This is a genomic window from Variovorax sp. GW821-FHT09D07 (genome assembly GCF_059416345.1).
Window position 1 is genome coordinate 389,308 of sequence record NZ_JBWKOY010000001.1, and the last position, 23,117, is coordinate 412,424.

27 protein-coding genes are annotated in these 23,117 nt (G+C 68.3%); 14 read left to right on the forward strand and 13 right to left on the reverse strand.

The window, feature by feature from the left end:
* Position 1 precedes the first annotated feature (1 nt).
* Complete coding sequence (locus tag AC07OX_RS01840) at positions 2–913, forward strand: transglutaminase family protein (protein ID WP_223301327.1); 912 nt, start codon at positions 2–4, stop codon at positions 911–913.
* A 29-nt stretch (positions 914–942) separates the two neighbouring features.
* Here the strand turns inward: AC07OX_RS01840 and AC07OX_RS01845 are convergent, their stop codons facing one another.
* The 4 genes from AC07OX_RS01845 to AC07OX_RS01860 all read right to left on the reverse strand — a co-directional run bounded on the left by AC07OX_RS01845 (position 943) and on the right by AC07OX_RS01860 (position 5,539).
* Positions 943–2,160 carry a glycerophosphodiester phosphodiesterase gene (locus AC07OX_RS01845; protein ID WP_495259683.1) on the reverse strand — a complete coding sequence of 406 codons (1,218 nt, stop codon included), beginning with the start codon at positions 2,158–2,160 and terminating at the stop codon, positions 943–945.
* A 156-nt stretch (positions 2,161–2,316) separates the two neighbouring features.
* Entirely contained in the window at positions 2,317–3,240 is a 924-nt protein-coding gene (locus tag AC07OX_RS01850; RefSeq protein ID WP_495259684.1) for a crotonase/enoyl-CoA hydratase family protein, read from the reverse strand.
* Between the two features lie 92 nt (positions 3,241–3,332).
* Positions 3,333–4,808: a sensor histidine kinase gene (locus tag AC07OX_RS01855; protein ID WP_495260398.1), complete on the reverse strand. Its 1,476-nt coding sequence runs from the start codon at positions 4,806–4,808 to the stop codon at positions 3,333–3,335.
* The gene (locus AC07OX_RS01860; RefSeq protein WP_495259685.1) at positions 4,808–5,539 is read right to left on the reverse strand and encodes a response regulator transcription factor; all 732 of its coding nucleotides are present in this window, start codon (positions 5,537–5,539) and stop codon (positions 4,808–4,810) included. Before AC07OX_RS01860 ends, AC07OX_RS01855 begins: the two co-directional genes overlap by 1 nt.
* A 97-nt stretch (positions 5,540–5,636) precedes the next feature.
* On the opposite strand from AC07OX_RS01860, the gene AC07OX_RS01865 reads away from it, so the two are divergent.
* The 4 genes from AC07OX_RS01865 (at position 5,637) to msrA (ending at position 8,205) form a co-directional block, all read left to right on the forward strand.
* The gene (locus AC07OX_RS01865) at positions 5,637–6,260 is read left to right on the forward strand and encodes a cytochrome b/b6 domain-containing protein (RefSeq protein ID WP_495259686.1); all 624 of its coding nucleotides are present in this window, start codon (positions 5,637–5,639) and stop codon (positions 6,258–6,260) included.
* Positions 6,257–7,051, forward strand: a complete 795-nt coding sequence (locus AC07OX_RS01870; RefSeq protein WP_495259687.1) for a molybdopterin-dependent oxidoreductase — start codon at positions 6,257–6,259, stop codon at positions 7,049–7,051. The genes AC07OX_RS01865 and AC07OX_RS01870 overlap by 4 nt, the downstream gene beginning before the upstream one ends.
* Before the next feature lie 108 nt (positions 7,052–7,159).
* Positions 7,160–7,411, forward strand: a complete 252-nt coding sequence (locus tag AC07OX_RS01875) for a pentapeptide MXKDX repeat protein (protein WP_095745469.1) — start codon at positions 7,160–7,162, stop codon at positions 7,409–7,411.
* A gap of 89 nt (positions 7,412–7,500) precedes the next feature.
* Positions 7,501–8,205 carry a peptide-methionine (S)-S-oxide reductase MsrA gene (msrA, locus tag AC07OX_RS01880; RefSeq protein ID WP_495259688.1) on the forward strand — a complete coding sequence of 235 codons (705 nt, stop codon included), beginning with the start codon at positions 7,501–7,503 and terminating at the stop codon, positions 8,203–8,205.
* On the opposite strand, the gene AC07OX_RS01885 is transcribed toward msrA, so the two are convergent.
* Genes AC07OX_RS01885 through AC07OX_RS01895 form a run of 3 tightly spaced genes read right to left on the reverse strand, consistent with a single transcriptional unit; the run spans position 8,202 to position 11,178 of the window.
* Positions 8,202–8,975, reverse strand: a complete 774-nt coding sequence (locus AC07OX_RS01885) for a tetratricopeptide repeat protein (RefSeq protein WP_390343672.1) — start codon at positions 8,973–8,975, stop codon at positions 8,202–8,204. The two genes, msrA and AC07OX_RS01885, sit on opposite strands and share 4 nt — an antisense overlap.
* Positions 8,972–10,267, reverse strand: a complete 1,296-nt coding sequence (locus tag AC07OX_RS01890) for an acetyl-CoA hydrolase/transferase family protein (RefSeq protein ID WP_495259689.1) — start codon at positions 10,265–10,267, stop codon at positions 8,972–8,974. The genes AC07OX_RS01885 and AC07OX_RS01890 overlap by 4 nt, the downstream gene beginning before the upstream one ends.
* Positions 10,268–10,275: 8 nt before the next feature.
* Positions 10,276–11,178, reverse strand: a complete 903-nt coding sequence (locus tag AC07OX_RS01895) for a LysR substrate-binding domain-containing protein (protein ID WP_495259690.1) — start codon at positions 11,176–11,178, stop codon at positions 10,276–10,278.
* Positions 11,179–11,317: 139 nt separating this feature from the next.
* Here AC07OX_RS01895 and AC07OX_RS01900 point away from each other — a divergent pair, with 139 nt between their 5' ends.
* Entirely contained in the window at positions 11,318–11,722 is a 405-nt protein-coding gene (locus AC07OX_RS01900; protein WP_354342123.1) for a RidA family protein, read from the forward strand.
* Positions 11,719–12,813, forward strand: coding sequence for an oxidoreductase (locus AC07OX_RS01905; protein ID WP_495259691.1), 1,095 nt, complete (start codon positions 11,719–11,721; stop codon positions 12,811–12,813). The genes AC07OX_RS01900 and AC07OX_RS01905 overlap by 4 nt, the downstream gene beginning before the upstream one ends.
* Here the strand turns inward: AC07OX_RS01905 and AC07OX_RS01910 are convergent.
* On the reverse strand, positions 12,810–13,982 hold the full coding sequence (locus AC07OX_RS01910) for an NAD(P)/FAD-dependent oxidoreductase (protein WP_495259692.1): 1,173 nt from the start codon (positions 13,980–13,982) through the stop codon (positions 12,810–12,812). The genes AC07OX_RS01905 and AC07OX_RS01910 overlap by 4 nt on opposite strands.
* 77 nt (positions 13,983–14,059) lie before the next feature.
* Here AC07OX_RS01910 and AC07OX_RS01915 point away from each other — a divergent pair, with 77 nt between their 5' ends.
* A complete protein-coding gene (locus AC07OX_RS01915) occupies positions 14,060–14,953 on the forward strand; it encodes a LysR substrate-binding domain-containing protein (RefSeq protein WP_062472543.1) in 894 nt (297 codons plus the stop codon).
* Positions 14,954–14,959: 6 nt separating this feature from the next.
* On the opposite strand, the gene AC07OX_RS01920 is transcribed toward AC07OX_RS01915, so the two are convergent.
* Positions 14,960–15,988 carry an aldo/keto reductase gene (locus AC07OX_RS01920; protein ID WP_070060858.1) on the reverse strand — a complete coding sequence of 343 codons (1,029 nt, stop codon included), beginning with the start codon at positions 15,986–15,988 and terminating at the stop codon, positions 14,960–14,962.
* Between the two features lie 122 nt (positions 15,989–16,110).
* Between AC07OX_RS01920 and AC07OX_RS01925 the strand changes: the two genes are divergently transcribed.
* The 3 genes from AC07OX_RS01925 to AC07OX_RS01935 all read left to right on the forward strand — a co-directional run bounded on the left by AC07OX_RS01925 (position 16,111) and on the right by AC07OX_RS01935 (position 18,076).
* The gene (locus AC07OX_RS01925; protein WP_062472540.1) at positions 16,111–16,584 is read left to right on the forward strand and encodes a GNAT family N-acetyltransferase; all 474 of its coding nucleotides are present in this window, start codon (positions 16,111–16,113) and stop codon (positions 16,582–16,584) included.
* 48 nt (positions 16,585–16,632) lie between these two features.
* On the forward strand, positions 16,633–17,514 hold the full coding sequence (locus AC07OX_RS01930; protein ID WP_495259693.1) for an alpha/beta hydrolase: 882 nt from the start codon (positions 16,633–16,635) through the stop codon (positions 17,512–17,514).
* A gap of 115 nt (positions 17,515–17,629) precedes the next feature.
* Entirely contained in the window at positions 17,630–18,076 is a 447-nt protein-coding gene (locus AC07OX_RS01935; RefSeq protein ID WP_307588679.1) for an SRPBCC family protein, read from the forward strand.
* A 9-nt stretch (positions 18,077–18,085) separates the two neighbouring features.
* On the opposite strand, the gene AC07OX_RS01940 is transcribed toward AC07OX_RS01935, so the two are convergent.
* Entirely contained in the window at positions 18,086–18,532 is a 447-nt protein-coding gene (locus tag AC07OX_RS01940) for a MerR family DNA-binding protein (protein WP_139705911.1), read from the reverse strand.
* Positions 18,533–18,703: 171 nt separating this feature from the next.
* Here AC07OX_RS01940 and AC07OX_RS01945 point away from each other — a divergent pair, with 171 nt between their 5' ends.
* Positions 18,704–18,907, forward strand: a complete 204-nt coding sequence (locus tag AC07OX_RS01945; RefSeq protein WP_495259694.1) for a heavy-metal-associated domain-containing protein — start codon at positions 18,704–18,706, stop codon at positions 18,905–18,907.
* A 41-nt stretch (positions 18,908–18,948) separates the two neighbouring features.
* Here AC07OX_RS01945 and AC07OX_RS01950 read toward each other — a convergent pair whose 3' ends face one another.
* The 3 genes from AC07OX_RS01950 to AC07OX_RS01960 form a co-directional block, all read right to left on the reverse strand.
* On the reverse strand, positions 18,949–19,821 hold the full coding sequence (locus AC07OX_RS01950) for an alpha/beta hydrolase (RefSeq protein ID WP_082818027.1): 873 nt from the start codon (positions 19,819–19,821) through the stop codon (positions 18,949–18,951).
* A gap of 137 nt (positions 19,822–19,958) precedes the next feature.
* Entirely contained in the window at positions 19,959–20,501 is a 543-nt protein-coding gene (locus tag AC07OX_RS01955) for a demethoxyubiquinone hydroxylase family protein (RefSeq protein ID WP_062472527.1), read from the reverse strand.
* A gap of 89 nt (positions 20,502–20,590) precedes the next feature.
* Positions 20,591–20,896, reverse strand: a complete 306-nt coding sequence (locus AC07OX_RS01960; RefSeq protein WP_495259695.1) for a hypothetical protein — start codon at positions 20,894–20,896, stop codon at positions 20,591–20,593.
* Positions 20,897–21,172: 276 nt separating this feature from the next.
* Here AC07OX_RS01960 and AC07OX_RS01965 point away from each other — a divergent pair, with 276 nt between their 5' ends.
* Together AC07OX_RS01965 and AC07OX_RS01970 are read left to right on the forward strand one after the other, a co-directional pair.
* Positions 21,173–22,144, forward strand: coding sequence for a MurR/RpiR family transcriptional regulator (locus tag AC07OX_RS01965; RefSeq protein ID WP_062472523.1), 972 nt, complete (start codon positions 21,173–21,175; stop codon positions 22,142–22,144).
* On the forward strand, positions 22,141–23,100 hold the full coding sequence (locus tag AC07OX_RS01970; protein WP_495259696.1) for an isoaspartyl peptidase/L-asparaginase family protein: 960 nt from the start codon (positions 22,141–22,143) through the stop codon (positions 23,098–23,100). Before AC07OX_RS01965 ends, AC07OX_RS01970 begins: the two co-directional genes overlap by 4 nt.
* Positions 23,101–23,117: the final 17 nt, after the last annotated feature.

Consider the following 23,117-nt stretch of genomic DNA (forward strand, 5'->3'; position numbering starts at 1 on the left):
CATGGCCATCCAGTACGACATCACCCACACCACCGTCTACCGCTACAACAAGCCGGTGACCTTCGGCTTGCATCGCGTGATGTTCCGTCCACGCGACAGCCACGACCTGCGGGTGCTCGCCACCGACCTGCAGGTGAGCCCGCAGGCCCTCACGCGGCTCATTCAAGACCCGTACTCGAACTCCGTCGCGCTGGTGCAACCGCTGGGCGAGGCGACCGAGCTGCGCATCGTCTGCTCCTTCACCATCGAGCACGTGCCGCCGTCGCAGCGCGACCTGCTCACGCTCGATCCGTCGGCCGAGTTCCTGCCCTTTGCCTATTCGGTGCAGGAGCGCCTGGACCTGGAGCACTACCTGCGCCCGCACCACAACGACGACGCCAACGGCACGCTGATCCGCTGGGCGCACCAGTTCCTGCACACCGACCAGCCCAACAGCACGCGCGACGTGCTCACGCGCATGAACGCGCACATCGGCCAGAGCTTCGAATACAAGGCGCGCGACGAGGAAGGCACGCAGACGCCGCTGGAGACGCTGGCGCTGGGCAGCGGCAGCTGCCGCGACTACGCGCTGCTGATGATGGAAGCCACGCGCCGTCTCGGCATCGCGACGCGCTTCGTCTCGGGCTACCTCTACGACGCGTCGCTGGACAACGACGCCACCGGGCAGGCGCCCGGCGAATCGGTCACCGGCGCCGGCAGCACGCACGCGTGGCTGCAGGCCTACCTGCCGGGCGCGGGCTGGCTGGCCTTCGACCCGACCAACAACCTCATGGGCAGCGGCCAGCTGATCCGCGTGGGCGTGGCGCGCGACCCCGCGCTGGCGGCGCCCATCTCGGGGAGCTGGTACGGCGACGCCGAGGCCTATGAAGGCCTCGAGGCCACGGTGGTGGTGAAGCGCCGCAAGGGCGGCTGAGCGCCCCGCTCGCTTTCCGTTCGACTTTCTTACTTCGGCTGCGCCGCGCGGTAGGCCTTCACCGCCGGCACGGCCGTGGCCGCGCTGTCGGCAAAGAAACCGTCGATGCCCGCATCCAGGAACGCCTTGATCTCGCCGGCGGTGTCGCCGTACACGATCGGGTCGGTCTTGGGCGCCTTCTTCAGGCTGTCGGGCAGGAAGTTGTTCTCGGGCCGCACCGTGAAGATGTGGACCAGCAGCTTCTTGTCGTGCGCGTCCTTCACGAGCGTGGTGGGCGCGCCGAGCTTGCCGTCGACCACCGGGATCACGCGCACCTTGGCCGGGCCGATGCCGTTCGCGTAGGTCGCGATCTCGGCCAGGCCCTCGGGCTTCACGAGGTCGGCGTAGGTGCGCTTGTCGTTCAGCGCCACGAGGTCATACGGCGCGCCCTGCCCGTCGATGAGCTGGACGATCCTCACCGTGCTCTTCAGGCGGATGTCCTTCAGGTTGCCGGTTTCGAAGGACTGCACGAACACCGGCGCGTCGGCCTTGTCGAGGTCGTGCTTGTGCAGCGTGTCGAGCAGCTTCTTCTCGAGCGGCAGGCCGATCGAGCGGAAGTACGTCGGGTGCTTGGTCTCGGGGTAGATGCCGATCACGCGGCCCTTGATGACCGACTGCGCCTTGGCGAGCTGGATCACTTCGTCGAGCGTGGGCACCTGGAACTGGTCGTTGAACGACACGTTCGCCGGACGCAGCGCCGGAATGCGTTCGCGCGCCTTCAGCTCCTTGAGCTCGGCCAGCGTGAAGTCTTCGGTGAACCAGCCGGTGATCGATCGGCCGTCGATGACCTTGGTGGCCTTGCGGTCGGCGAACTTGGGCACTTCGGCCACGTTCGTCGTGGCTTCGAGCACCTTGCCTGCGGCATCGACGATGGCGATGGCGTTCTCGTGGCGCGCGACCAGCTCGCCGTCCTTGGTGGGCACGAGGTCGGGCTCGATGAAATCGGCACCATCGTCGATGGCCTGTTGGTACGAGGCCAGCGTGTGCTCGGGCCGCAGCGCGGGCGCGCCGCGGTGGCCGATGACGAGCACGGGGGCGGCTTCGGCCGGTGCTGGCGCCGGGGCGGGCGCAGGTGCTGGCGCCGGGGGCGAGACCGGCGCAATGGGCCACATCGGCACGCCACCACCGCCGTTGCCGCCACCGCAGGCGGCCATGAATGCGCAGGCACAGGCCGCGAGGGCCGTGCGCGAGAAATTGAACAACTGCATTGAAATCCTCCCCTTTTGTATCCATCGAAATGGATGCGCCATCTTTCCGCCGTCAACGTGACGGGCGGCAGGCGCGGCGGATCATCAAGGGGAGATATGTCTGTCGCGTGACATGCGGGCAGACACGCTGTCACGCGACGTCACACGAGCGCACGCTCAACCGCGCGCAGCCAGCTTCGCTTCGAGCTCGGCGATGCGCGCCCTCGCCTCGTCGCCTTCAGGAATCGGCCGGCCGCTGTCGCGCCACTGCACCGCGCTCTTGAAGCCTTCGGCCTCGGCCTGGCGGCGGAACCATATGCCCTCAGGGTTGTGGCGCGTGATGCCGTCGAACACGGTGGCGAACATCTGGGTCTGCTCCAGCCCCATCGAGTGCCAGACCTGGTTGACGACCATCTTGTGCATCATGAGGTGCGAACTGGGCACGCCCGCGATGCGCTGCGCGAGCGCCAGCGTGGCCTCGTCGAGCTGCGCCGCGGGCACCGCGAAGTTGGCCAGGCCCCAGTCGGCCGCCTGCGTGCCAGTGATGGTGTCGCCGGTGAACATGAGCTGCTTGGCGCGCAATGCGCCGAGGCGGTAGGTCCACATCGCGGTGGTCGGGCAGCCCCACACGCGCGTAGGCATGTAGCCGATGCGCGCGTCGTCGGCCATGGTGAGCAGGTCGCAGCACAGCGCGATGTCGCTGCCGCCCGCCACCGCGTAGCCGTGCACCTTGGCGATGGTCGGCTTGCGGCAGCGCCACAGCGACATGAAGTCCTCGGTGTTGCGCTTCATGGCGGCGTAGTCGAGCATCGGGTCCCACGGCGTTTTCTCCTGCCGGCAGGGATGGTCGCCCTGGCCTTCGCGGCCGTGGCCTTCGGCGTAGTCGCCCAGGTCGTAGCCGGCGCAGAAGGCGCGGCCCGCGCCCTCGACCACGATCACATGCACCTCGTCGTCGGCCTCGGCCCATTCGACCGCGCGGCGGATGTCGGTCGGCGTGCTGTCGCCGATGGCATTGAGCTTCTCGGGGCGGTTGAGCACCAAGCGCGCGATGCGCGGGTGCTGCGGGTCCTTGTCGATCAGGACGGTCTCGAAAGCGGGCATGGTCGGTGGTCTCCTTCTGTTCTTGGGGGGGTGATGCCGCTTCGCTTGTAGCATCGCCCGCCGCCCGCTGGCAAACCCGTCGACCACCCGGTTCAACGTCCCGTTGCGCCTCCAAGCCGGAACAGGAACACCGCGCCCTTGCCCGGCTGCGGCACGAGCCGGATGTCGCTGCCGTGCAGCTGCAGGATGCGCTGCACGATCATCAGCCCCAGCCCGCCGCCGCGCGCACCGCCGTCGGCAAAGGCCGGCCGCGTGAACAGCCCCTTCTGCAGCTCGCCCGGAATGCCGGGGCCGGTGTCGCTCACCTGCACCGCCACGCCGGCGTCGGACGGGCGCAGGCGCACCTCGATCTCGCCGCCGGCCGGCGTGTGGCGGATGGCGTTGTCCAGCAGGTTGGTCAGCACGCGCTCGATCATGCCGAGGTCGGCCGACACCACGGGCAGGTTCGGCGCGATGTCGGGCTTGAGCTGCTGGCGCCGCGCCTCGGCCGCGAGCTCGAACTTCTGGAACACGTCCTGCACGAGGTCGGCGAGCGCGAAGTTCTCTTTCTCGGGCTTGACCACGCCGTACTCGAGCCGCGCCAGCTCGAACACCTCCTGCGCGAGCCGGCCCACCTTGCGGCTCTGCCCGAGCGCGATCTCCAGGTAGCGGCGGCGCTCTTCCTCGCTGAGCGTGCCGGCCTTGAGCAGCAGCGTCTCGAGGTAGCCGTGCAGCGAGGTGAGCGGCGTGCGCAGGTCGTGCGAGATGTTGGCGAAGAGTTCGCGGCGCTGGCGGTCCTGCAGGCTGAGTTCGCGCCACTGCTCGGCGATGCGGCGCGTCATCTGCGCAAAGGCCTGCTGCAGCTGCGCGATCTCGTCGTCGGCGTGGCGCGGCGGCGCGGGCATGGGCGCCTCGCGCTCCAGCGCCGCGATGCCCTCGGCCTCGAAGCGGCGCACCGCCGCCGTCAGCTCGCGCAGCGGCCGGGTGATGAGGCGGAACGCCACCAGTCCGGCGATGAGCCCCAGCAGCGCCACCAAGGCCATCGACCACAGCGTGGTGCGCAGCACGGTGTCGGCCGAGAGGTTGGCGGCCAGCGCGTCGTGGTCTTCGCCTTGCAGCACCACGTACACATAGCCGGCGTCGCGCCCGCCCATGCGCAGCGGCGCGGCGCTGAAGACCTTGGCGCCGTCGGGGCTGCGCGGATCGTCGCCCGCGATGGGCAGGCGCTCGCCGGCCAGCAGCCGGCGGATGGGGCCGAGCGCCACCTTGTCGCGCTTGAGGTGCCCGGGCGGCGCGGCCTGGGCCTCGATGTGGCCGTCGGGCCCCAGCACGTAGACCTCGACGCTGGGATTGACGGTCATGAGCTTGTCGAACAGGTCTTTCACCGCCACCGGGTCGAGGCCGCCGGGCTTCATGAGTTCGGTGTTCTGCGCGATGTGGGCCGCGAGCCCCAGCGACAGGCGCTGCGTCACCTCTTGCGCGTGCTGCACCCCGGCGCGCATCTGCAGCCACGCCGAGGCCCCGCAGCAGGCCAGCAGCAGCACCGCGAACGCGATCGACAGCCGCCGCGACAACGTAGCCCACGCCATCATGGCGCGTCACCTTTCGGCGCGGCATCGTCTGCGGCGAGCTTGTAGCCACGCCCCCACACCGTGAGGATGCGCCGCGGCGCGGCCGGGTCGGCCTCGACCTTGGTGCGCAGCCGGTTGATGTGCGTGTTGACCGTGTGCTCGTAGCCGTCGTGCTGGTAGCCCCAGACCTGGTTGAGCAGGTCGAGCCGCGAGAACACCTTGCCGGGATGGCGCGCAAAGAAATACAGCAGGTCGAACTCGCGCGGCGTGAGCTCGATCGGCTTGCCGTCGACGCGCACCTCGCGCGCCAGCGGCTCGATGTCGAGGTTGCCCAACGTGAGGCTGCCCGACTCCAGCCGCGCGTTGCGCGCCAGCGCGTCGGTGCGCCGCAGCAGCGCCTTCACGCGCGCCACCAGCTCCAGCACCGAGAAGGGCTTGGCCAGGTAGTCGTCGGCGCCCAGTTCGAGGCCGAGGATGCGGTGCACTTCGCTGGACCGTGCGCTCACGATGATGATGGGCGTGTAGCGCGCCATGGCGCGTGCGCGGCGGCAGATCTCGAGGCCGTCGATGCCGGGCAGCATGAGGTCGAGCACCAGCGCGTCCCACTGGCCGCGCTCCAGCGCGCGCAGGCCGGCGTTGCCGTCGGCGGCGTGCTCGACCGCGTAGCCCTCGTCGCGCAGGTGCATGCGCAGCAGCTCGGCAATGTGGGCGTCGTCCTCGACGATCAGCACGCGTTTGGCGGTGTCCATGGCCGCGATTGTCCCGCGAGACGCCCCCCGGAGTTATCACGAATCTTTGAACTTTGCGTGATGAATCGGCGAGGGGGTGCGCCCAACAATCCGGCCCATGCAGACACGCGCCGCCCCCGACCACCGACCGATCCACCCGCTGTGGATGCGCGTCACGCACTGGCTCAACGCGCTGGCCGTGCTGGTGCTGGTGACCAGCGGCTGGCGCATCTACAACGCGGCGCCCTTCTTTGACTTTCGCTTCCCGGCCTCGATCACGCTGGGCGGCTGGCTCGGCGGCGCGCTGCAGTGGCACTTCGCGGCGATGTGGCTGCTGGTGTTCAACGGGCTCGTCTACCTGGTGCTGAACCTTGCCAGCGGGCGCTTCGCGCGCAAGTTCTTCCCGCTCTCGCCGGCCGGCCTCTGGCGCGATGCGCGGGCCGCGCTCGGCGGCAGGCTCTCGCATGCCGACCCGCGCCACTACAACCATGTGCAAAAGCTCGCCTACCTGTTCGTGATCGTCGACCTGGTCGCGATCGTGCTGTCGGGGCTGGTGCTGTGGAAGTCGGTGCAGTTCCCACTGCTGCGCGAGCTGCTGGGCGGCTACGAAGCCGCGCGCCGCGTCCACTTCGTGGCGATGGCCGCCCTGGTGGCTTTCGTTGCCGTGCACCTCGTGATGGTGGCGCTCGTGCCCCGCACCCTGCTCACCATGCTGCGCGGTCGCGCGCCCCACACCCCATGAGCTTCCTTTTCAAACGCCCTCCCCTGGTTGGTGTCGACGGCGACGCCGTGGTGCGCGAAGCCCGCGCCCTCATCGAGCGCCGGCTCGACGCCCCCTCGCGCCGCCTGTTCCTGCGCCGTTCGCTGACGCTGGGCGGCCTGTCGATGCTCACCGGCTGCAGCATCAGCGACGACAGCCACGTGGAAGCGGCGCTCTCGAAGGTCTCGCGCTTCAACGACGAGGTGCAGGGCTGGCTCTTCAGCCCGACGCGGCTGGCGCCGACCTACACCGAAGCCGAGATCACGCGCCCCTTTCCGTTCAACGCCTACTACGGCGAGGACGAGGTCCGCGAGGTCGACGAAGCCACCTACCGCCTCGAAGTGAGCGGCATGGTCGCCGACAAGCGCCGCTGGATGCTCGCCGAGCTGCGCGCCCTGCCGCAGCAGGACCAGATCACGCGCCACATCTGCGTGGAAGGCTGGAGCGCCATCGGCAAATGGGGCGGCGTGCGCTTCGCCGATTTCCTGCGCCACGTCGGCGCGGACCTGAGCGCGAAGTACGTCGGCTTCCAGTGCGCGGACGACTACCACACCAGCATCGACATGCCGACCGCGCTGCACCCGCAGACGCTGCTGACGCTGAGCTACGACGGCCAGCCGCTGCCGCCGAAGTACGGCTTCCCGATGAAGCTGCGCATGCCGACCAAGCTTGGCTACAAGAACCCCAAGCACATCCAGGCGATGTACGTGACCAACACCTATCCCGGTGGCTACTGGGAAGACCAGGGCTACAACTGGTTCGGAGGGAGCTGAGGGGCTGCCACAGCCGCTCGACTGCCGAAGAAAGCGCGAGGCCGAATTCCGACACGGAACCAGGCCGATCTCGACAACAAGACCCAACCTCAACTCAGGAAGACCGACATGAACAAGCTCACCGCCACCCTCCTCGCCACCTGCATGGCCTTCGCCGGCGCCTCGGCCTTGGCCGCGGACGACATGGCCAAAGATGGCATGAAGAAGGACAGCATGGCCAAGGACGGGATGAAGAAAGACGCCATGGGCAAGGACGCCATGAAGAAGGACGGCATGGCCAAAGATGGCATGAAGAAAGATGCCATGGCCAAGGACGAAATGAAAAAGGACGCGATGGGCAAGGACGAGATGAAGAAGTAAGCCGCCTTTTTCCCCGGCCCCGCCGCCATTGACGGCCGGCGGGATCGGGATCACTGTTCTCTCATCTGCGCTCCCCACGAAAGACCGCCATGAAATCCTTCGCCATCGCCGCCGGCGCGCTCGCTGTTGCCGCCTTCGCCTGGCACGCAGCCCCGTCCTTTGCCGAGACCGCGCGCCGCGTGCCCGCGCCCACGGTCGACCTCACCGCACCCGCAGGCGCCACCACCGCCACCGCCGTGTTCGCAGGCGGCTGCTTCTGGGGCGTGCAGGGCGTGTTCCAGCGCGTCGAAGGCGTGAGCAATGCGCTCTCTGGCTACGCGGGCGGCGAGGCCCGCACCGCGCGCTACAACGAGGTCGGCTCCGGCCGCACCGGCCATGCCGAAGCCGTGCGCATCAGCTACGACCCACGCAAGGTCAGCTACGGCAAGCTGCTGCAGATCTACTTCTCGGTGGCGCACGACCCCACCCAACTCAACCGCCAGGGCCCCGACACCGGCCCGCAGTACCGCTCCACCGTGTTCGCCGAAAACGCCGAACAGGCCCGCATCGCCAACGCCTACATCGCCCAGCTGAACCAGGCCAAGACCTTCGGCAACAAGCCGCTGGCGACCACCGTCGAGGTGTCCAAGCCCTTCTATGCGGCGGAGGACTACCACCAGGACTACCTCACGCTGCACCCGAACCAGCCCTACATCGCGATCAACGACCTGCCGAAGATCGACGACCTGAAGAAGCTGTTCCCCGAGAGCTACAAGGCCACGCCGTCGCTGGTGCGGGCGGCCAAGGTCAGCTAGGGCTTCGCGTCCAGCGCTGTGGCCTCCGCCTCACGGCCCATCTTCCTGAGCAGTTTGGCATAGGCGTCCCGGACGACACGTGCCCGCCACTTCTCGCCGTAGGCCGACACGGCCGCCAGCGACTGGCGGTAGTAGGTTTCCGCCTGCGCGTCCTGGCCCTTCTCCGCCAGCCGGTAGGCCGCGTTGTAGAGCACGACGCCACGCGCGGCCTTGACGGCGTGGGTCTGCTCGATGCCGTCCAGCACATCGAGCGCACGCTGGCTCAGTTGCTGAGCCTGTGCATCGTCCGGCAAGGAACCGTAGGCCACGCTGAGGTTGTCGAGATCGATGGCGTACAGGATACGCGGCATGGAGGCATCGCCTTCAGAGATGGCGACCGCTTCCGTCAGCAGAGGGATGGCCTCGGCGTTGCGCCCCTGCGCCCGCAGGAAGTTGCCGCCATGCACACGCGCGTTGCGATTCAGCGTGGCATTGGCGGGGTGGTAGGTGCGTGCGGCCTGCAGCGCCTTCTTGTAGAAGCCGTCGGCTGCGTCGAAGCTGCGATCCGCCGACGCTAGGTCGCCCAGTGCAACGTACGCCGTGGGCAAGCGCGGGTCCGCGGGGTTGCTGCGCTCCAGGGCCGGCACGCCGGAGAGGAGGCGCGGAATGGCCTGATTCGACAACCCGGCGTTGTGATGCCACAACCCCGAGTCGACCTGGCTTCCCGAGCTGGCGCAGCCAGCCAGGGCCTGTACCAGCGCCAGCGTCCCGATGACGCACCAGCGTTTCACAGCAGCCTGGCTTGCTTCGCCTGCTCCGTCAGCTCCGCCCGGAAGTTCGGGTGCGCAATGGCGATCAGCTCCTGCGCCCGTTGCTTTGCCGACTTGCCGCGCAGCTGCGCCACGCCATGTTCGGTGACGACGTAGTTGATGTCGTTCTTGCTCGTGCTCACGTGCGTGCCGGGCGACAGCGAGGGCACGATGCGCGAGATGGTGTCGTCCTTGGCCGTCGAAGGCAGCACGATGAAGGCCTTTCCGCCGCGCGAGCGGTTGGCCGCGCGCACGAAGTCCGACTGCCCGCCCGTGCCCGAGTACGGCGCGTGGCCCAGGCTCTCGGAGCCGCACTGGCCCAGCAGGTCGATCTGCATGGTGGCGTTGATGGCGATGAGGTTGTCGTTCAGCCCCGCCAGCGCCGGGTCGTTGGTGAAGTTCACCGGGTGCATCTCCAGCCCCGGGTTGCGGTCCATGAAGCGGTACAGCTTGTTCGATCCCAGCGCGAAGGTCGCGACCGACTTGCCCGGCAGGTAGTTCTTGCGGCGGTTGGTGACCGCGCCGCTTTCCACCAGCGTGAGGATGCCGTCGCCGATCATCTCGGTGTGGATGCCCAGGTCGCGCTTGCCCGTGAGCTGCATCACCACCGCGTCGGGAATGCCGCCGTAGCCGATCTGCAAGGTGGCGCCGTCGTCGATCAGGTCGGCCACGTGCTTGCCGATGGCTTCCTGCACGGGGCCGATCTTGGGCAGGCCGACTTCCATCACGGGCTCGCTGCTTTCCACCAGCGCCGCCACCTGCGAGACATGCACGTGGCAGTTGCCGTGCGCGTGGGGCACGTTGGGGTTCACCTCGAGCACGACCGCGCGGGCCTTCGCCACGGCGGCCATCGTGTAGTCGGGGCCCAGGCTCAGCGCGAAGTAGCCGTGCGCGTCCATCGGCGAGGCCATGCTGAACACCACATCGGCCGCGATCTGCCCGCGCTCGATCTGCGCCGGGATCTCGGAGAAGTAGTTGGGAATGAAGTCGATCCAGCCTGCCTGCCCGCCCGCGCGCGTGGCACCGCCGAAGAACAGCGCGACGTGGCGCACGTGCTCGACCGTCTCGGGGTCGATGTAGGCGTACTTGCGCATCGCCAGGATCTGCGCCACCTTCACGTCGCGGAAGTCGCGGCGCTGCTCGGACAGCGCCGTGAGCAGCGAGGGCGGCTCGCCGACGCCCGTGGGCACGATGATCATGTCGCCGTTGCGCACCTGGCGCACGGCATCGGCGGCGGAAACGCGCTTTTGCGCGTACAGGGTCTGGGCAGTCATGCCTGCCACTATGCCTTCTTTTCGCCAGCGCCGAACTCGCGGTGCACCCAGTCGCGCAACACCGCCGTCGCGGGCCGGGTGGCGGCGCGCGGGCTGTAGACCAGGTCGTAGCGGTAGCTTTCCACCGACAGTTCGAAGGGCTGCACCAGCAGGCCCGACGCCAGCTCGTCGGCCACGAGCGCCAGGCTCAGCAGGCCGACGCCCTGCCCCGCGACCGTGGCCTGCACCGCGTGGATCTCTTCGGTGAACGACAGGCCGGCCTGCGCATCGACGTCGGTGCGGCCCGCGCGCGCGAGCCAGGTGCGCCACACGGGCGCCAGCGTTTCGTCGCGCCCCGCGCGGCCCCATTCGAAATGGATCAGCGAGACGGCCTTCAGGTCCTGCCGCGCTGCGACCGCCAGCGCGGGGCTGCAGACCGGCGCGTAGTGGTCCTGGAACAGCGGCTCGACGACCAGGTCGGCGTAGCGGCCGTTGCCGTAGCGGATCGCCGCGTCGGCCTCGGTGTCGAGGTCGACGACCTGGTTGGTGGCGTCCAGCCGCAGCGTCCATTCGGGGTGCAGGTCGCGGAAGGTGCCCGCGCGCGGCGCCAGCCGGCGGGCCATGAACCCGACCGTGGACGACAGCGTGGCAATGCGCGTGCCCTTCAGGCGGCGCACGCCGTCGACGGCGCGCTCGAAGCTGTCGAAGCCGTCGCGCAGCGCGGGAAACAGCTGGTGCCCGGCAGCCGTCAGGTGCACCTGCCGCGTGCCGCGTTCGAACAGCCGCACCTCGAGCGTTTCCTCGAGCTGCTTGATCTGGTGGCTGACGGCGGTGGGCGTGACGTGCAGTTCGTCGGCGGCCGCCTTGAAGCTCAGCCGGCGGGCCGCGGCCTCGAACACGCGCAATGCGCCCAGGGGAGGAAGTCTTCGCATGCAGACAGATTAGCTCAACTCATCCATTGGCTGAAAAATCAGCCTTTGTCGGGCGCCCTCTTCATCCCTAAATTTCAGGGGTCGCGGGAAGAAACCACTTCCACGGCTGATCTGAAATTCACCATAGAAGGCACCTGTCATGCAACTCCAACCCAAGCAAATCCACACGCAACCCGACCCCTACGCGCCCTTCCTGCTGTCGCAGGCCATCCAGCTCGGCAACCTGGTCTTCGTGTCCGGCCAGGCCGCGATCGGCGACGACGGCGAGATCGTCGGCAAGGGCGACTTCGACCGCCAGGCCGAGCAGGCCTTCAAGAACCTCGACCGCGTGCTGCGGGCCGCAGGCACAACCCTGGGCAACGTGGTCAAGGTGACGATCTTCCTGACCTCGATGAGCCACTTTCCGAAGATCGTCGAGTTGCGCCGCCAATGGTTCTCGGCGCCCTACCCGGCCGACACCATCGTGGAGGTCTCGGGCCTGTACTCGCCCGACGCGATGATCGAGATCGAGGCCATCGCCGTCGCGCCCGGAGACGCCCGATGAGCACGCCGCTGCTCGCGCCGGCGACGCTGCACGGCCTGCGGCTGCCCAACCGGCTCGCCGTGGCGCCGATGACGCGCGTCAGCGCCTCGCCCGAGGGCCACGCCAACGGCACCATGGCCCGCTACTACGAGCGATTTGCGCGGGGCGGTTTCGGGCTCGTCATCACCGAAGGCATCTACACCGACACGGCGTACGCGCAAGGCTATGCCCGCCAGCCCGGCTTGATCGATGGCGAACAGGCCCGCGCGTGGCGCCCGGTGGTGAAGGCGATCCAGGGCGCGGGCGGGCGCGCCATCGCGCAGCTCATGCATGCGGGCGCGCTGTCGCAGTTCAACCGCTTTCGCGCCCACACGGCGGGGCCGTCGGCCGTTCGCCCGCTGGGCACGCAGATGACGGCCTACCGCGGCGAAGGCGAATACCCGGAACCCCGCGCGATGACCGATGCCGACATCGCCGAAGCGATTCGCGGCTTCGCCCGGGCCGCGCTGCTGGCGATGGAAGTGGCGGGCTTCGACGGCGTGGAGATCCACGGCGCGAACGGCTACCTGCTCGACCAGTTCCTGACCGGCCACACCAACACGCGCACCGACCGCTGGGGCGGCGCCCTCGCGCAGCGCGTGCAGCTGACGGCCGAGGTGGTGCGTGCCGTGCGGCAGATGCTGGGCGCCTCGGCGCCGGTCGGCGTGCGCATCTCACAAGGCAAGGTCAACGACTTCGGCCACAAGTGGCCGGAAGCCGAGGCCGGCGCGGCGACGGTGTTCGGGGCTTTGGCGCACAGCGGCATCGACTACCTGCACGTCACCGAGTTCGAAGCCTGGCGACCGGCCTTCGGCGATGCGGGGCCGAGCCTGCTGCAGCTCGCGCGCCGCCACGCGCCCGGCCTTGCGATCGTCGCCAACGGCAGCCTGCACGATCCGGGGCGCGCCGAGGCAGCGCTCGCAGATGGTGCCGACTTCGTGGCGCTGGGACGCGGCGCGCTGTCGAACCCCGACTGGCCGAAACGGTTGAAGGAAGGCCGCGCGCTCGCCGCCTTCGACCCGGCATTGCTGTCGCCCGTCGGGGACATCAAGCCGGCGGAGCAGCACAGCTAGATGATGTTTTTCTCACGCAGCGGCCGGTTCTCCAGGATGCGCGCGAACGACAGCGGCGACAGGTCGAGGCTGCGGTAGCCGCCGAAGCGGATCAGCTCCGCGATGCCGCGCCCCGCCGCCGGGCATTGCTGCAGCCCGTGGCCCGAGAAGCCGTTCGCGAAGTACAGGTTGTCGCAGTCCGGGTGCAGGCCGAGGATTGCGTTGTGGTCGAACACGTTCATCTCGTAGTAGCCGGCCCAGGCGCCCGTCATGCGGACGGCCTCGAAGGCCGGGATGCGTTCGGCCAGCGCCGGCCAGATGAAGTTCTCGAAGGCCTCGTGGTCGACTTCGAGCGGCGCGTCGTCGGGGTCCCGGTCTTCGGGCGGCGCAAAGCCGCAGATGAACTGGCGGCCTTCGGGGCGCAGCCAGATGCCCGAGGTGTCGATGACCAGCGGGCAACCCGGCAAGGTGCTCGGGCATGAAAAGCTGAACACGCTGCGGCGTCGCCCGTGCACCGGCAGCGCGATGCCGGCCCACTGCGCGACCGGCGCCGCCCACGCACCCGCCGCGTTGACGACGATGTCCGCCTGCAGCGTGTCGCCGCCGTCGATCTGCACGCCGGTGACGCGGCGGCCCTCGCGCCGCAAGCCCGTCGCCTGCGCCTGCACATAGCGCACGCCTTGCGACACCGCCTTCTTGCGAAAGGCCTGCAGCAGGCTGTAGCCGTCGTACCAGCCCTCGCCCGAGAGGCCGAGCGATGCGAGCGCGATGCCCTCGGTCGAGAGCCACGGGAAGCGCGCCTTCAATTCCTCGGGCGTCAACAGCGCCACGTCCACCGCATGCGCCTTCTGCGTCGCGTGGTTCTCGCGCAGCACGTCGACGCCTGCCGGCGAGGCCAGGTACAGGTAGCCGGGTTCCGTCAGTCCGATGTCCGGCGCGTCGTCGCCCACGCGCAGGGTCTTGCCCAGCGTGCGGAAAAACTCGATGCCGTAGAGCGACATCTCGATGTTGATGGCGGTGGAAAACTGCTGCCGGATCGAGCTGGCCGACAGCGCCGACGAGGCCTGCCGGTACGAGAAGTCGCGCTCCACCACCGTGATGTCGAAGGCCTCGCCCGTCGGGTCGGCGCCCAGGAAGTACGCGATGGCCGAGCCGATGGCCCCGCCGCCGATGATCGCCACACGCCGCATGTAATGCCTTTCCGTGTCTTCGATGTGCGGGCCCGGTTCGTTGCCCGGGCCGCGCACGCTCCCGCCAGAATAGCGCGATGAGAAAAGACATTCCCAACCTCGGCGCGCTGCAGGCCTTCGAGGCCTCGGCGCGCCTGGGGAGCTTCACCCGCGCGGCGACCGAGCTGGCGCTCACGCAAAGCGCCGTCGGGCGCCAGGTGGCGATGCTGGAGCAGCGCCTGGGCGTGCCGCTGTTCTCGCGCGTGCGCAAGCGGCTGACGCTCACCGACGTGGGCCGCGAGTACGCCGCGCGCATCCGCCGCCACCTCGACCAGATCCGCCGCGACACGCTGGAGATCAGCGCCGGCCACGAGATGGGCTTCGTGCTCGAGCTGGCCGTGGTGCCGACCTTCGCCACGCAATGGCTCATCCCGCGGCTGCCCGACTTCAGCCGGCTGCACCCGAACATCACGGTGAACCTGTCGGCGCGCTCGCAGCCCTTCTCGTTCCAGGAAAACGCCTACGACGCGGCGATCTACTTCGGCGACCAGTTCTGGCCGAACACGCGCGGCGGGCTGATCTTTTCCGAAGGCGAGATGGTGCCCATCTGCAGCCCCGCGTTCCGTGACGCGCACGCCCGGTGGGACGAAGCCGGCTTCGAGCGCTGCCGCCACGTGCACCTGAGCACGCGCGCCCATGCCTGGCGCGACTGGTACGCGCAGCAGGAATGGGAATACACGGTGCATGCCTCGCGCGGGCCGCGCTACGAGCTGTTCACCATGGTGGTGGCCGCCGCGGCGGCGGGCATGGGCGTGGGGCTGGCGCCGCGCATCCTGGTCGAGCAGGAACTGCGCACCGGCGAACTCGTGATCCCGGTGGACCGGCACCTGGACGTGCACCAGGGCTACTACTTCGCGTACCCCGAAGGCCGGCCGGCCTCCGGGGCGCTGGAGCAGTTCAAGCAGTGGGTGCTGGGGCTGACACCCGACTGAACCCGGTCAGACGGGGTTCGGGTTGCGCTCCTTGAAGCCCTGCTGGTGCCAGTACGGGTAGGTGCGCGTGGTCGCGCTGGCCGCGTCGAGCTCGGCCACCTGCGCCGGCGTGAGGTTCCAGCCCACCGCGCCGAGGTTCTGGCGCAGCTGCGCCTCGTCGCGCGCGCCGACCACCACGCTGGACACCGTCGGGCGTTGCAGCAGCCAGTTGAGGGCAACCTGCGGCACCGTCTTGCCGACCTCGGCGCCAACTTTTTCGAGTGCCTCGACCACGCGATACAGCAGCTCGTCGGGCACCGGCGGGCCCATGTCGGCCGTCACGTGCAGGCGGCTGTTGGCCGGCAACGGCTGGCCGCGGCGGATCTTGCCCGTGAGCCGGCCCCAGCCCAGCGGGCTCCAGACCACCGCGCCCACGCCCTGGTCTTGCGCCAGCGGCATCAGCTCCCACTCGTACTCGCGCCCGACCAGCGAGTAGTAGGCTTGGTGCGCCACGTAGCGCGCATAGCCGCGCTGCTCCGACACCGCCAAAGACTTCATCAGGTGCCAGCCCGAGAAGTTCGACGCGCCCACATAGCGCAGCTTGCCCGCGCGCACGAGGTCGTCGAGCGTGGACAGGGTTTCTTCGACCGGCGTGCTGGCGTCGAAGCCGTGCAGCTGGAACAGGTCGATGTAGTCGGTGCCCAGCCGTTTCAGCGACGCATCGACCGCCTGCACGAGGTGGTGACGCGACGAGCCCACGTCGTTCGGGCCCTCGCCGCTGCGGAAGGTGGCCTTGGTCGAGATCAGCAGCCGGTCGCGCGGCCGGCCCTTGATCGCCTCGCCCAGCACCGATTCGGCGGCGCCGCCCGAGTAGATGTCGGCGCTGTCGAACATGTTCACGCCAGCGTCCATGCAGATGTCGATCAGCGTGCGCGCCTCGGCCACGTCGGTGCTGCCCCACGCGCTGAAAAACTCGCCCTTGCCGCCGAAGGTGCCGGTGCCGAAGCTCAACACGGGGACCTTGAGGCCTGATTTGCCCAGATGACGGTATTCCAAAGTTCTACTCCTTCAATCAACGAACTGACGAACAAGATGAATGACGCGGCCATTGTTGGCCGCCGTGGAGAACCCCGTCGCGCGTCGGGCTTTGCAGCGCTTCGGCTCGGTACGATCGAACGATGCAGATCTCGATCGAAAACCCGAACCAGCCCGACGTCATCCAGCTCATCGACGACCTCGACGCGTACCAGAAGCCGCTGTACCCGCCCGAGAGCCACTACGGCATCGACATCGCCGCGCTGTCGGCTGCGCATGTGCTGTTCGCCGTCGCGCGCGACGCGGCCGGCACGGCCATCGGCTGCGGCGCCGTCGTCATGAACCCCGGCTACGGCGAACTCAAGCGCATGTACGTGCGCCCGCAGAACCGCGGGCAAGGCGTCGCGGCGAAGGTGCTGGGCTTTCTCGAAGCCGAAGCGGCGGCGCGCGGATGCGCGATGTTCCGGCTGGAGACGGGCGTGAGCCAGCCCGAGGCGCTCGCGTTCTATGCGCGCGCGGGGTATGCGCGGCGCGAGCGCTTCGGCGACTACCCGGACGATCCGTTGAGTGTGTTCATGCAGAAGACGGTCGAGACAACCGCACCCCATCGCCCCTAAGATCGCCCCGGCTTCCGCCACCACGGTTCTCACCAATAAGGACACCACATGCAGACAAGAGGGATTCTTCGCCGGCTCATGTTCACAGCAGGCTGCGCCCTGCTGCTGGGGTTGTCAGGTTGCGGCGGCGGAGGGGGTGGTGGAGGCGGCGGAGGCGGTGCGGCGATGCTGCCGCTGCCACCGGTCGGAGGCACGCCGACGCCACCGCCCGCGGACACCGGGCGCGGGCGGGTGGTCAGCAGCTCGATGAAGTCGACCGCCACGGACGCGACCTACCCGATCCAGGTCTACCTGCCGGCCGGCTACGACGGCGCCACGGCGAGCTACCCCACGGTCTACATCACCGACGGCGACGCGGTCTACAACCAGAGCGTGACGCGCTTCCAGAACTTCACCGACATCCTCGAGAAGGCCGGCAAGAAAGCCATCGTGGTCGGCATCGGCGGCACCTCGCGTCGCAACACCGACTACCTGATGCCGGGCGCCAAGGCGTACCACAACTTCCTCACCGGCCAGCTGGTGCCGCATGTCGAATCGAACTACCGGGCCAACCCGGCCAGGCGCATGCTCTCGGGCCTGTCGAACGGCGGCGTCTTCACGGTCATCGCCTTCTTCACCGAAGGCGCGGCGGGCACGTTCACCTTCCAGCATTTCTTCGCGTCCGATCCGCCCGCCGCCGGCGCGCGCGGCCAGCTCGATCCGCTCGAAAGCCAGATGTACGCCAACAGCAGCACCCGCGACATTCCCGTGACCCTGCTGCTGGGCTATGCCATCAGCAACGTCGGCGGCCCGGAGATCACCGCGCTGCGCGACCAGATCGCCGCGCGCAACTACAAAGGTCTGCAGCTGAGCTTGAAGGGCTACGAAGGCGGCCACACGCAGATGGACTTGCCGTCGTTCCAGGACATCGTCGCGCGGTTCATCGATTGAGGCGCAGCGTGCGGGCTCAGGGTTTTTCCTGATCCTGCACCTGTCGAATCGCAGCGGGCTCATCCGACGTCATCACAGAGGGTCGTCCTCTGTACTTCATCAGGAGAAAGCAACCATGGCCACCAACACCGTTCGCCTGCACCGCGTGCTGCGCACCACCCCCGACAAGCTCTACCGTGCCTTCGTGGAGCCCGGCGCCTTCGAGCGCTGGCTGCCGCCCTTCGGCTTCACCGGCAAGGTCCACACCATGGAGCCAGTGGTGGGCGGCGCGTGGCGCATGTCCTTCACCAACTTCGGCACCGGCCACGGCCATTCGTTCGGCGGCAAGTACCTGGAACTCGTGCCCGGCCAGCGCATTGCCTACGACGCGAGCTTCGACGATCCCCACCTGCCGGGCACGATGAAGACCACGGTGGTCCTGACCGCGGTCTCGTGCGGCACGGACATGTCCGTCGTGCAGGAAGGCATTCCCGACGTGATTCCCGTCGAGATGTGCTACCTGGGCTGGCAGGAGTCGCTGGTCGCGCTGGCGCAACTGGTCGAGCCGAACATTCCGGGTTGAGGATCGGCTTCAGGCACGCCGTGCTTCGCAGCCGGCGAAGCCCTTGAGCCCCGCCAGTTCATCGAGGATGGGGCACTCCGGACGCTCGTCACCTTCGCAGCAGTGGGCCAGGCGCTCCAGCAGGCGCTTCATGTGCGCGAGCTCTTCGATGCGCTGGGCCAGGTCGTCGGCGCGTTCGAGTGCGACACGCTTCACGTCGAAGCTTGCGCGGCGTCCGTCCTGCCACAGGGCGTGCAGCTCGACGACTTCCTGCGTGTCGAAACCCAGCGTGTGTGCGCGCCGCACGAAGCGCAGCGTCGACACGGCGCGCTCGTCGTAGCGGCCGGCGTGCGCCGTGTCGTCGAGCAGCCCGAGCGATTCGCAATCGCTCAGCAGCCGCGCAGACGCACCGGAGCGCGCAACGACATCGGCTAGAGACAAGCGCGCCGCAGCAGCCGGCGCCGTGGGATGTTCCATGGGGTTCTCCTTCGAGCCAAAAGCGCGAAGTCTCAACCTTCACACCATGAGAGAGTCAAACGCAAACGGCGCATGACCTTGGCACGCCAGGGGTCAGGTGCTCGACGCGCTTGACCTTCACACGATGCCAAGCTTGACACTGCGAGCCACTCTTTTGAAAGGACTCACCCCATGCAAGCGTTTGAAATCCAGTCGATGACCTGCGGCAGTTGCGCCGGCCGCATCACCCGGGCCGTCAAGGACCTGGACCCGCAGGCCAGGCTCGAAGTGGATGTGAAGCAAAGAACGGTGCGCATCGACACCACCGAAGACCGCCCCTCGCTGGTGGCGGTGTTGACGGAAGCCGGCTACCCGCCGAGTCCTTCCGCCAACTGAGCATGTGGCGCGAACCGGGTTGCCCGGTTCGCCGCAAAGCCTTACTTGAAGATCCGCACGATCGCGTCGTCGAACGCGAGCACGTCCGTGCCCACGTGCGTGGAATTGAACTCCGTGTCGATGAGCTGCAGCCCCACGTAGCCCCGCTCGGACATCCGCTTGTACATCGCCTTCACCGGCACTTCGTTGCAACCGCTGGCGCAGTGCGCCAAGATCAGCGTGACAGGCAGCGGCCGGCCCGCGAGCGCGTCGAACATCTTCTTTTCGAGCGCGTTGTTCTCAGCCTCCTGCTGCCAGAAGGCCGCCTCGATGGAAATGAAGTACGAGAACACGAGGTTGTCGGGCGCCTCCAGGAACAGCGCCGTGGCCGCGAGGTTGCCGCTGGTCGACAGGCCCGTGAGCATGCGTTTTTTCGGGTCCGCGCGGTACTTCGATTCGATGAACGGCACCAGGTCCTTCGTGAGGAAGGTGTGGTACGCGTTGGCGCCCGGAAAGTTGTAGTCCTCCTGCCGGCGCGCGGTGTAGCCGATGCCCACGAGGATGGCCTTGGTGCCGCGCTTGAGCAGCACGTTCTTGAGGTTCGTGAAGCGCGTGTCGGGTAGGCCGTTGGTCGCGTCGCCGTCGAAGGCGTAGATGATCGGCACGGCATCGCTGCTGCTGTCGTAGGCGGCCGGAATGAACACCTCGATCGGGTAGCGCACGCCATTGACGCTCGACGTCACGGTGTCCGACACCACCCGGCCATTGGCCGAAGGCGCCGGCTGCACCGGCGCCGTGCCCGTCGGCGGCAGGATCAGCGGCACACCGCCCCCGCCACCTCCTCCGCCCCCACCGCCGCCGCAGGCGGACAGGGCCGCAACCAGCACAAAGCCGCCCATCACCGCGCACGCGCGGCGAAGCCATTCCTGTCTCATTGTTTGGTTCCTCGTTCCCCGGTGCCAATCGCACCGCTCGGGATACTCGGGGTTGGGCACGAGGGCGTCAACGCCGTGATGCGCGTTCAGCCTCGGCGATTAATTCCTTTGTCTACGTGGCCGACAAATTAAAAAACTCAGAGGCGCATCCCGAGCCAGATGACGGACTCGGTCGACAGCGCGACCACGGGACTCAGGACCCGCGTCCAGAGGTGATTGGCCTGCACGTGCGATGCGGACTGGTCGTGGTGCAGCTGTTCTTCTTCCACGATCTGCGAGATGGTGCGCACGGCCGCCTCGTCCTTCCCCGCGAGTTCGCGCAACTGGGCCTTCAGATGCCCAAGCACTACGCGCTCGACAGCGACGGTGGTGGCCGAAATCGCATGACGACCGAGCAACCCGGTGATCAGGCCGAGCACCCAGCCACCCATGCCGCACAACCAGTAGCTGCGGCAGCGACGAACGCCCCGGCGCTTCAGTTCGGCCGCGAACAACGCCCGGTGCCCTTCTTCGTGGGACTTGAACTCCCGCAGTTCAGGCACCAGCGAAGGCGCGGTCCATCGCGCCATGAAGATTTGCGCCCTGTAGATGTTCACCGCCCCCTGCTCTCCGGCGTGGTCGACCTTCAGGATTCGCCCGCCCAGCGCAGAACCTTGGTCACTCGCTTCCTCTGTCTTCATTGCATGGCTCCCTTTTCTGTCCGCATTTTGACGAACAGCGCGAGCGCGCTCTTTGGGACGCCCCGTGACGAAGGACATTCAACTGTCCGTTAGTACGCAGCAGCGACAGTCAACGCGCCACGCATCGCATGAACCGTCTTGTCGACGGCCTCGATGCGGCGGCTCAACTCGTCATTGACCAGGCGCAGCAACGCGCTGAGTTCACTGCGAGTCGGGTTGAGCTGCTCCGTGTCGCTCACTTCAAGCGGCACGATGAGTTTTTCGAGACACGCGTAGGCGCAGAGCACTTCGCGCAGGCTGTCGGTGTCGTCGCACGCCTGAAGAGCGAAAGCTTCGGCAACGCCGAAGTCAGGGGATGCGGGAGATGGCGTGAGTGAGCAGGCAGAACCAGCCATGAATGGCCTCCGTTGAAAACGCAGAGGTGATTCGGGACGCCAATCCCGTGCACGCCTTTTTTTGACGTGCGGCCGGGAGTGTATCGCCTGGGGAAACGCCGAACCTGCGCCCACCCGACCCCGACCGATTCGACTCGGGGTAAACCCTCAAAACACCCTCTCTTCTGGCCCAGTATTTGCATTCACGCTCGGAAATGACAGAAAATTTTCATAACTGACATATATTTGTAAACCGATTTACATCACTCGCACCCTTCCCGGTGCATCGCCCGCCCCATGAGCACCAACGTCGACACCCCAGGCACCACCGTGGCCCAGCGCATTGCGCAGGCGCTGCCGCGGCTGACGCGTTCGCACCGGCAGGTGGCCGACTTCGTGCTCGGGCATCCGCTGCAGGTCGCGACGCTGCCCATCGACGAGCTCGCCGCCGCGGCCGGCGTGTCGGTGGCCACGGCCAACCGCTTTGCGCGCGCGCTGGACTTCGACGGCTACGCCGCCTTTCGCGCCGAGCTCGTGCGCGGCTTCGAGCCGCTGGTGGCGCCGGTCGAGCGGCTGCGCGGCAACCTGGAACACCCGACCACGGTGGCCGAGGTGTTCGCCACGGCGCTCGACGAGAGCCGCCGCAACATCGAAGCCACGCGCCAGTCGCTGGACTACGCCGCCTGCGAGGCCGCGGTGCAGCGCATCCTGAAGGCCCGCTCGATCTACATCGGCGGCTTCGGCGCCAGCGCCTGGCTCGCGGGGCTGCTGCAGCACGGGCTCGACGGTTCCTGCAGCGACGTGCGCATGCTCTCCAGCGTGAGCGGCGTGACGCATTCGGCGCGCACGCTGATGCATGCGGGGCCGCAGGACCTGTTCATCGGCCTGACCTTTCCGCGCTACCTCACCGACACGGTGGCGCTGGCGCAGATCGCGCGCGGCCAGGGCTGCGCGGTGCTCGCGCTGACCGACCGCCCCAGCTCGCCCATCGCGCCGCTGGCCGACGTGGTGCTGTACGGCCAGACCGAAACCAGCTACCGCCCCAACTGCGAGACCAGCGTGCTCGCGCTGATCGAGGCACTGACCAGCGCCGTCGCCCTGCGCGCGCCCGGCGCGGCGCAGTCGGCCGGCCGCATCCTGCAGGCGGTGCGCCCGTGGCTGCACGGCGGGCTGGGCCAGGGCCATGCGCGCGGCGAAGTCTCCATGCCCTCCCTCCCCGCCGCCGTCGCTTCCGACGCCGGCAAGAAAAAGAAGAAAGCTTCCCGATGAAGAACGTCACGCCCGTCATCGCCATCCACGGCGGCGCCGGCACCATCAGCGCCTCGACGACCAACCCCGAGCAGGCGCAGGCCTACCACGACGCGTTGCAGGCCATCGTGCGCGCCGCGCAGGCCGCGCTGCTCAAAGGCATGCCCGCGCTCGACGCCACCTGCCTGGCGGTCGAGATGCTCGAAGACTGCCCGCTCTTCAACGCCGGCTACGGCGCGGTGTTCACGCACGAAGAAACGCACGAACTCGACGCCGCCGTGATGGACGGCGCCACGCTCGCGGCCGGCGCCATCGCCGGCGTGAGCCATGTGCGCCGCCCGGTGCGCGCCGCGCGCGCCGTGCTCGAGGACGGCGCCCACGTGCTGCTGGCCGGCGCGGGCGCCGAGGCCTTCGCGCGCGACCGCGGCCTGGAGATGGTCGAGCCCTTCTTCTTCTCGACCGACGCGCGCCGCCAGCAGCTGTACCGCGTGCGCGACACGGGCCGCGTGGTCACCGACCACGAAGGCGCCGCCATGACCAAGCCGCCGCTGGACGAAGACAAGAAGTTCGGCACCGTCGGCGCCGTGGCGCTCGACATCCACGGCCACCTGGCCGCCGCCACCTCGACCGGCGGCATGACCAACAAGCGCGTGGGCCGCGTCGGCGATACGCCGCTCATCGGCTCCGGCACCTACGCCGACGACCGCACGGCCGCCATCTCGTGCACCGGCAGCGGCGAAATGTTCATCCGCGTCGCGGCCGCCTACGACATCTGCGCGCGCATGGCCTACGGCGGCGCCACGCTCGAAGCGGCCACGCATGCCGTGGTGCACGAGTCGCTGCCCACCATCGGCGGCACCGGCGGCCTGATCGCCGTCGACCGCCACGGCAACCTGAGCCTGGCCTTCAACACCGAAGGCATGTACCGCGGCCACGCGCGCGGCGATGAAGCCCCGGTCACCGCCATCTTCGCCTGACGCCCGCTCCTTTTTTC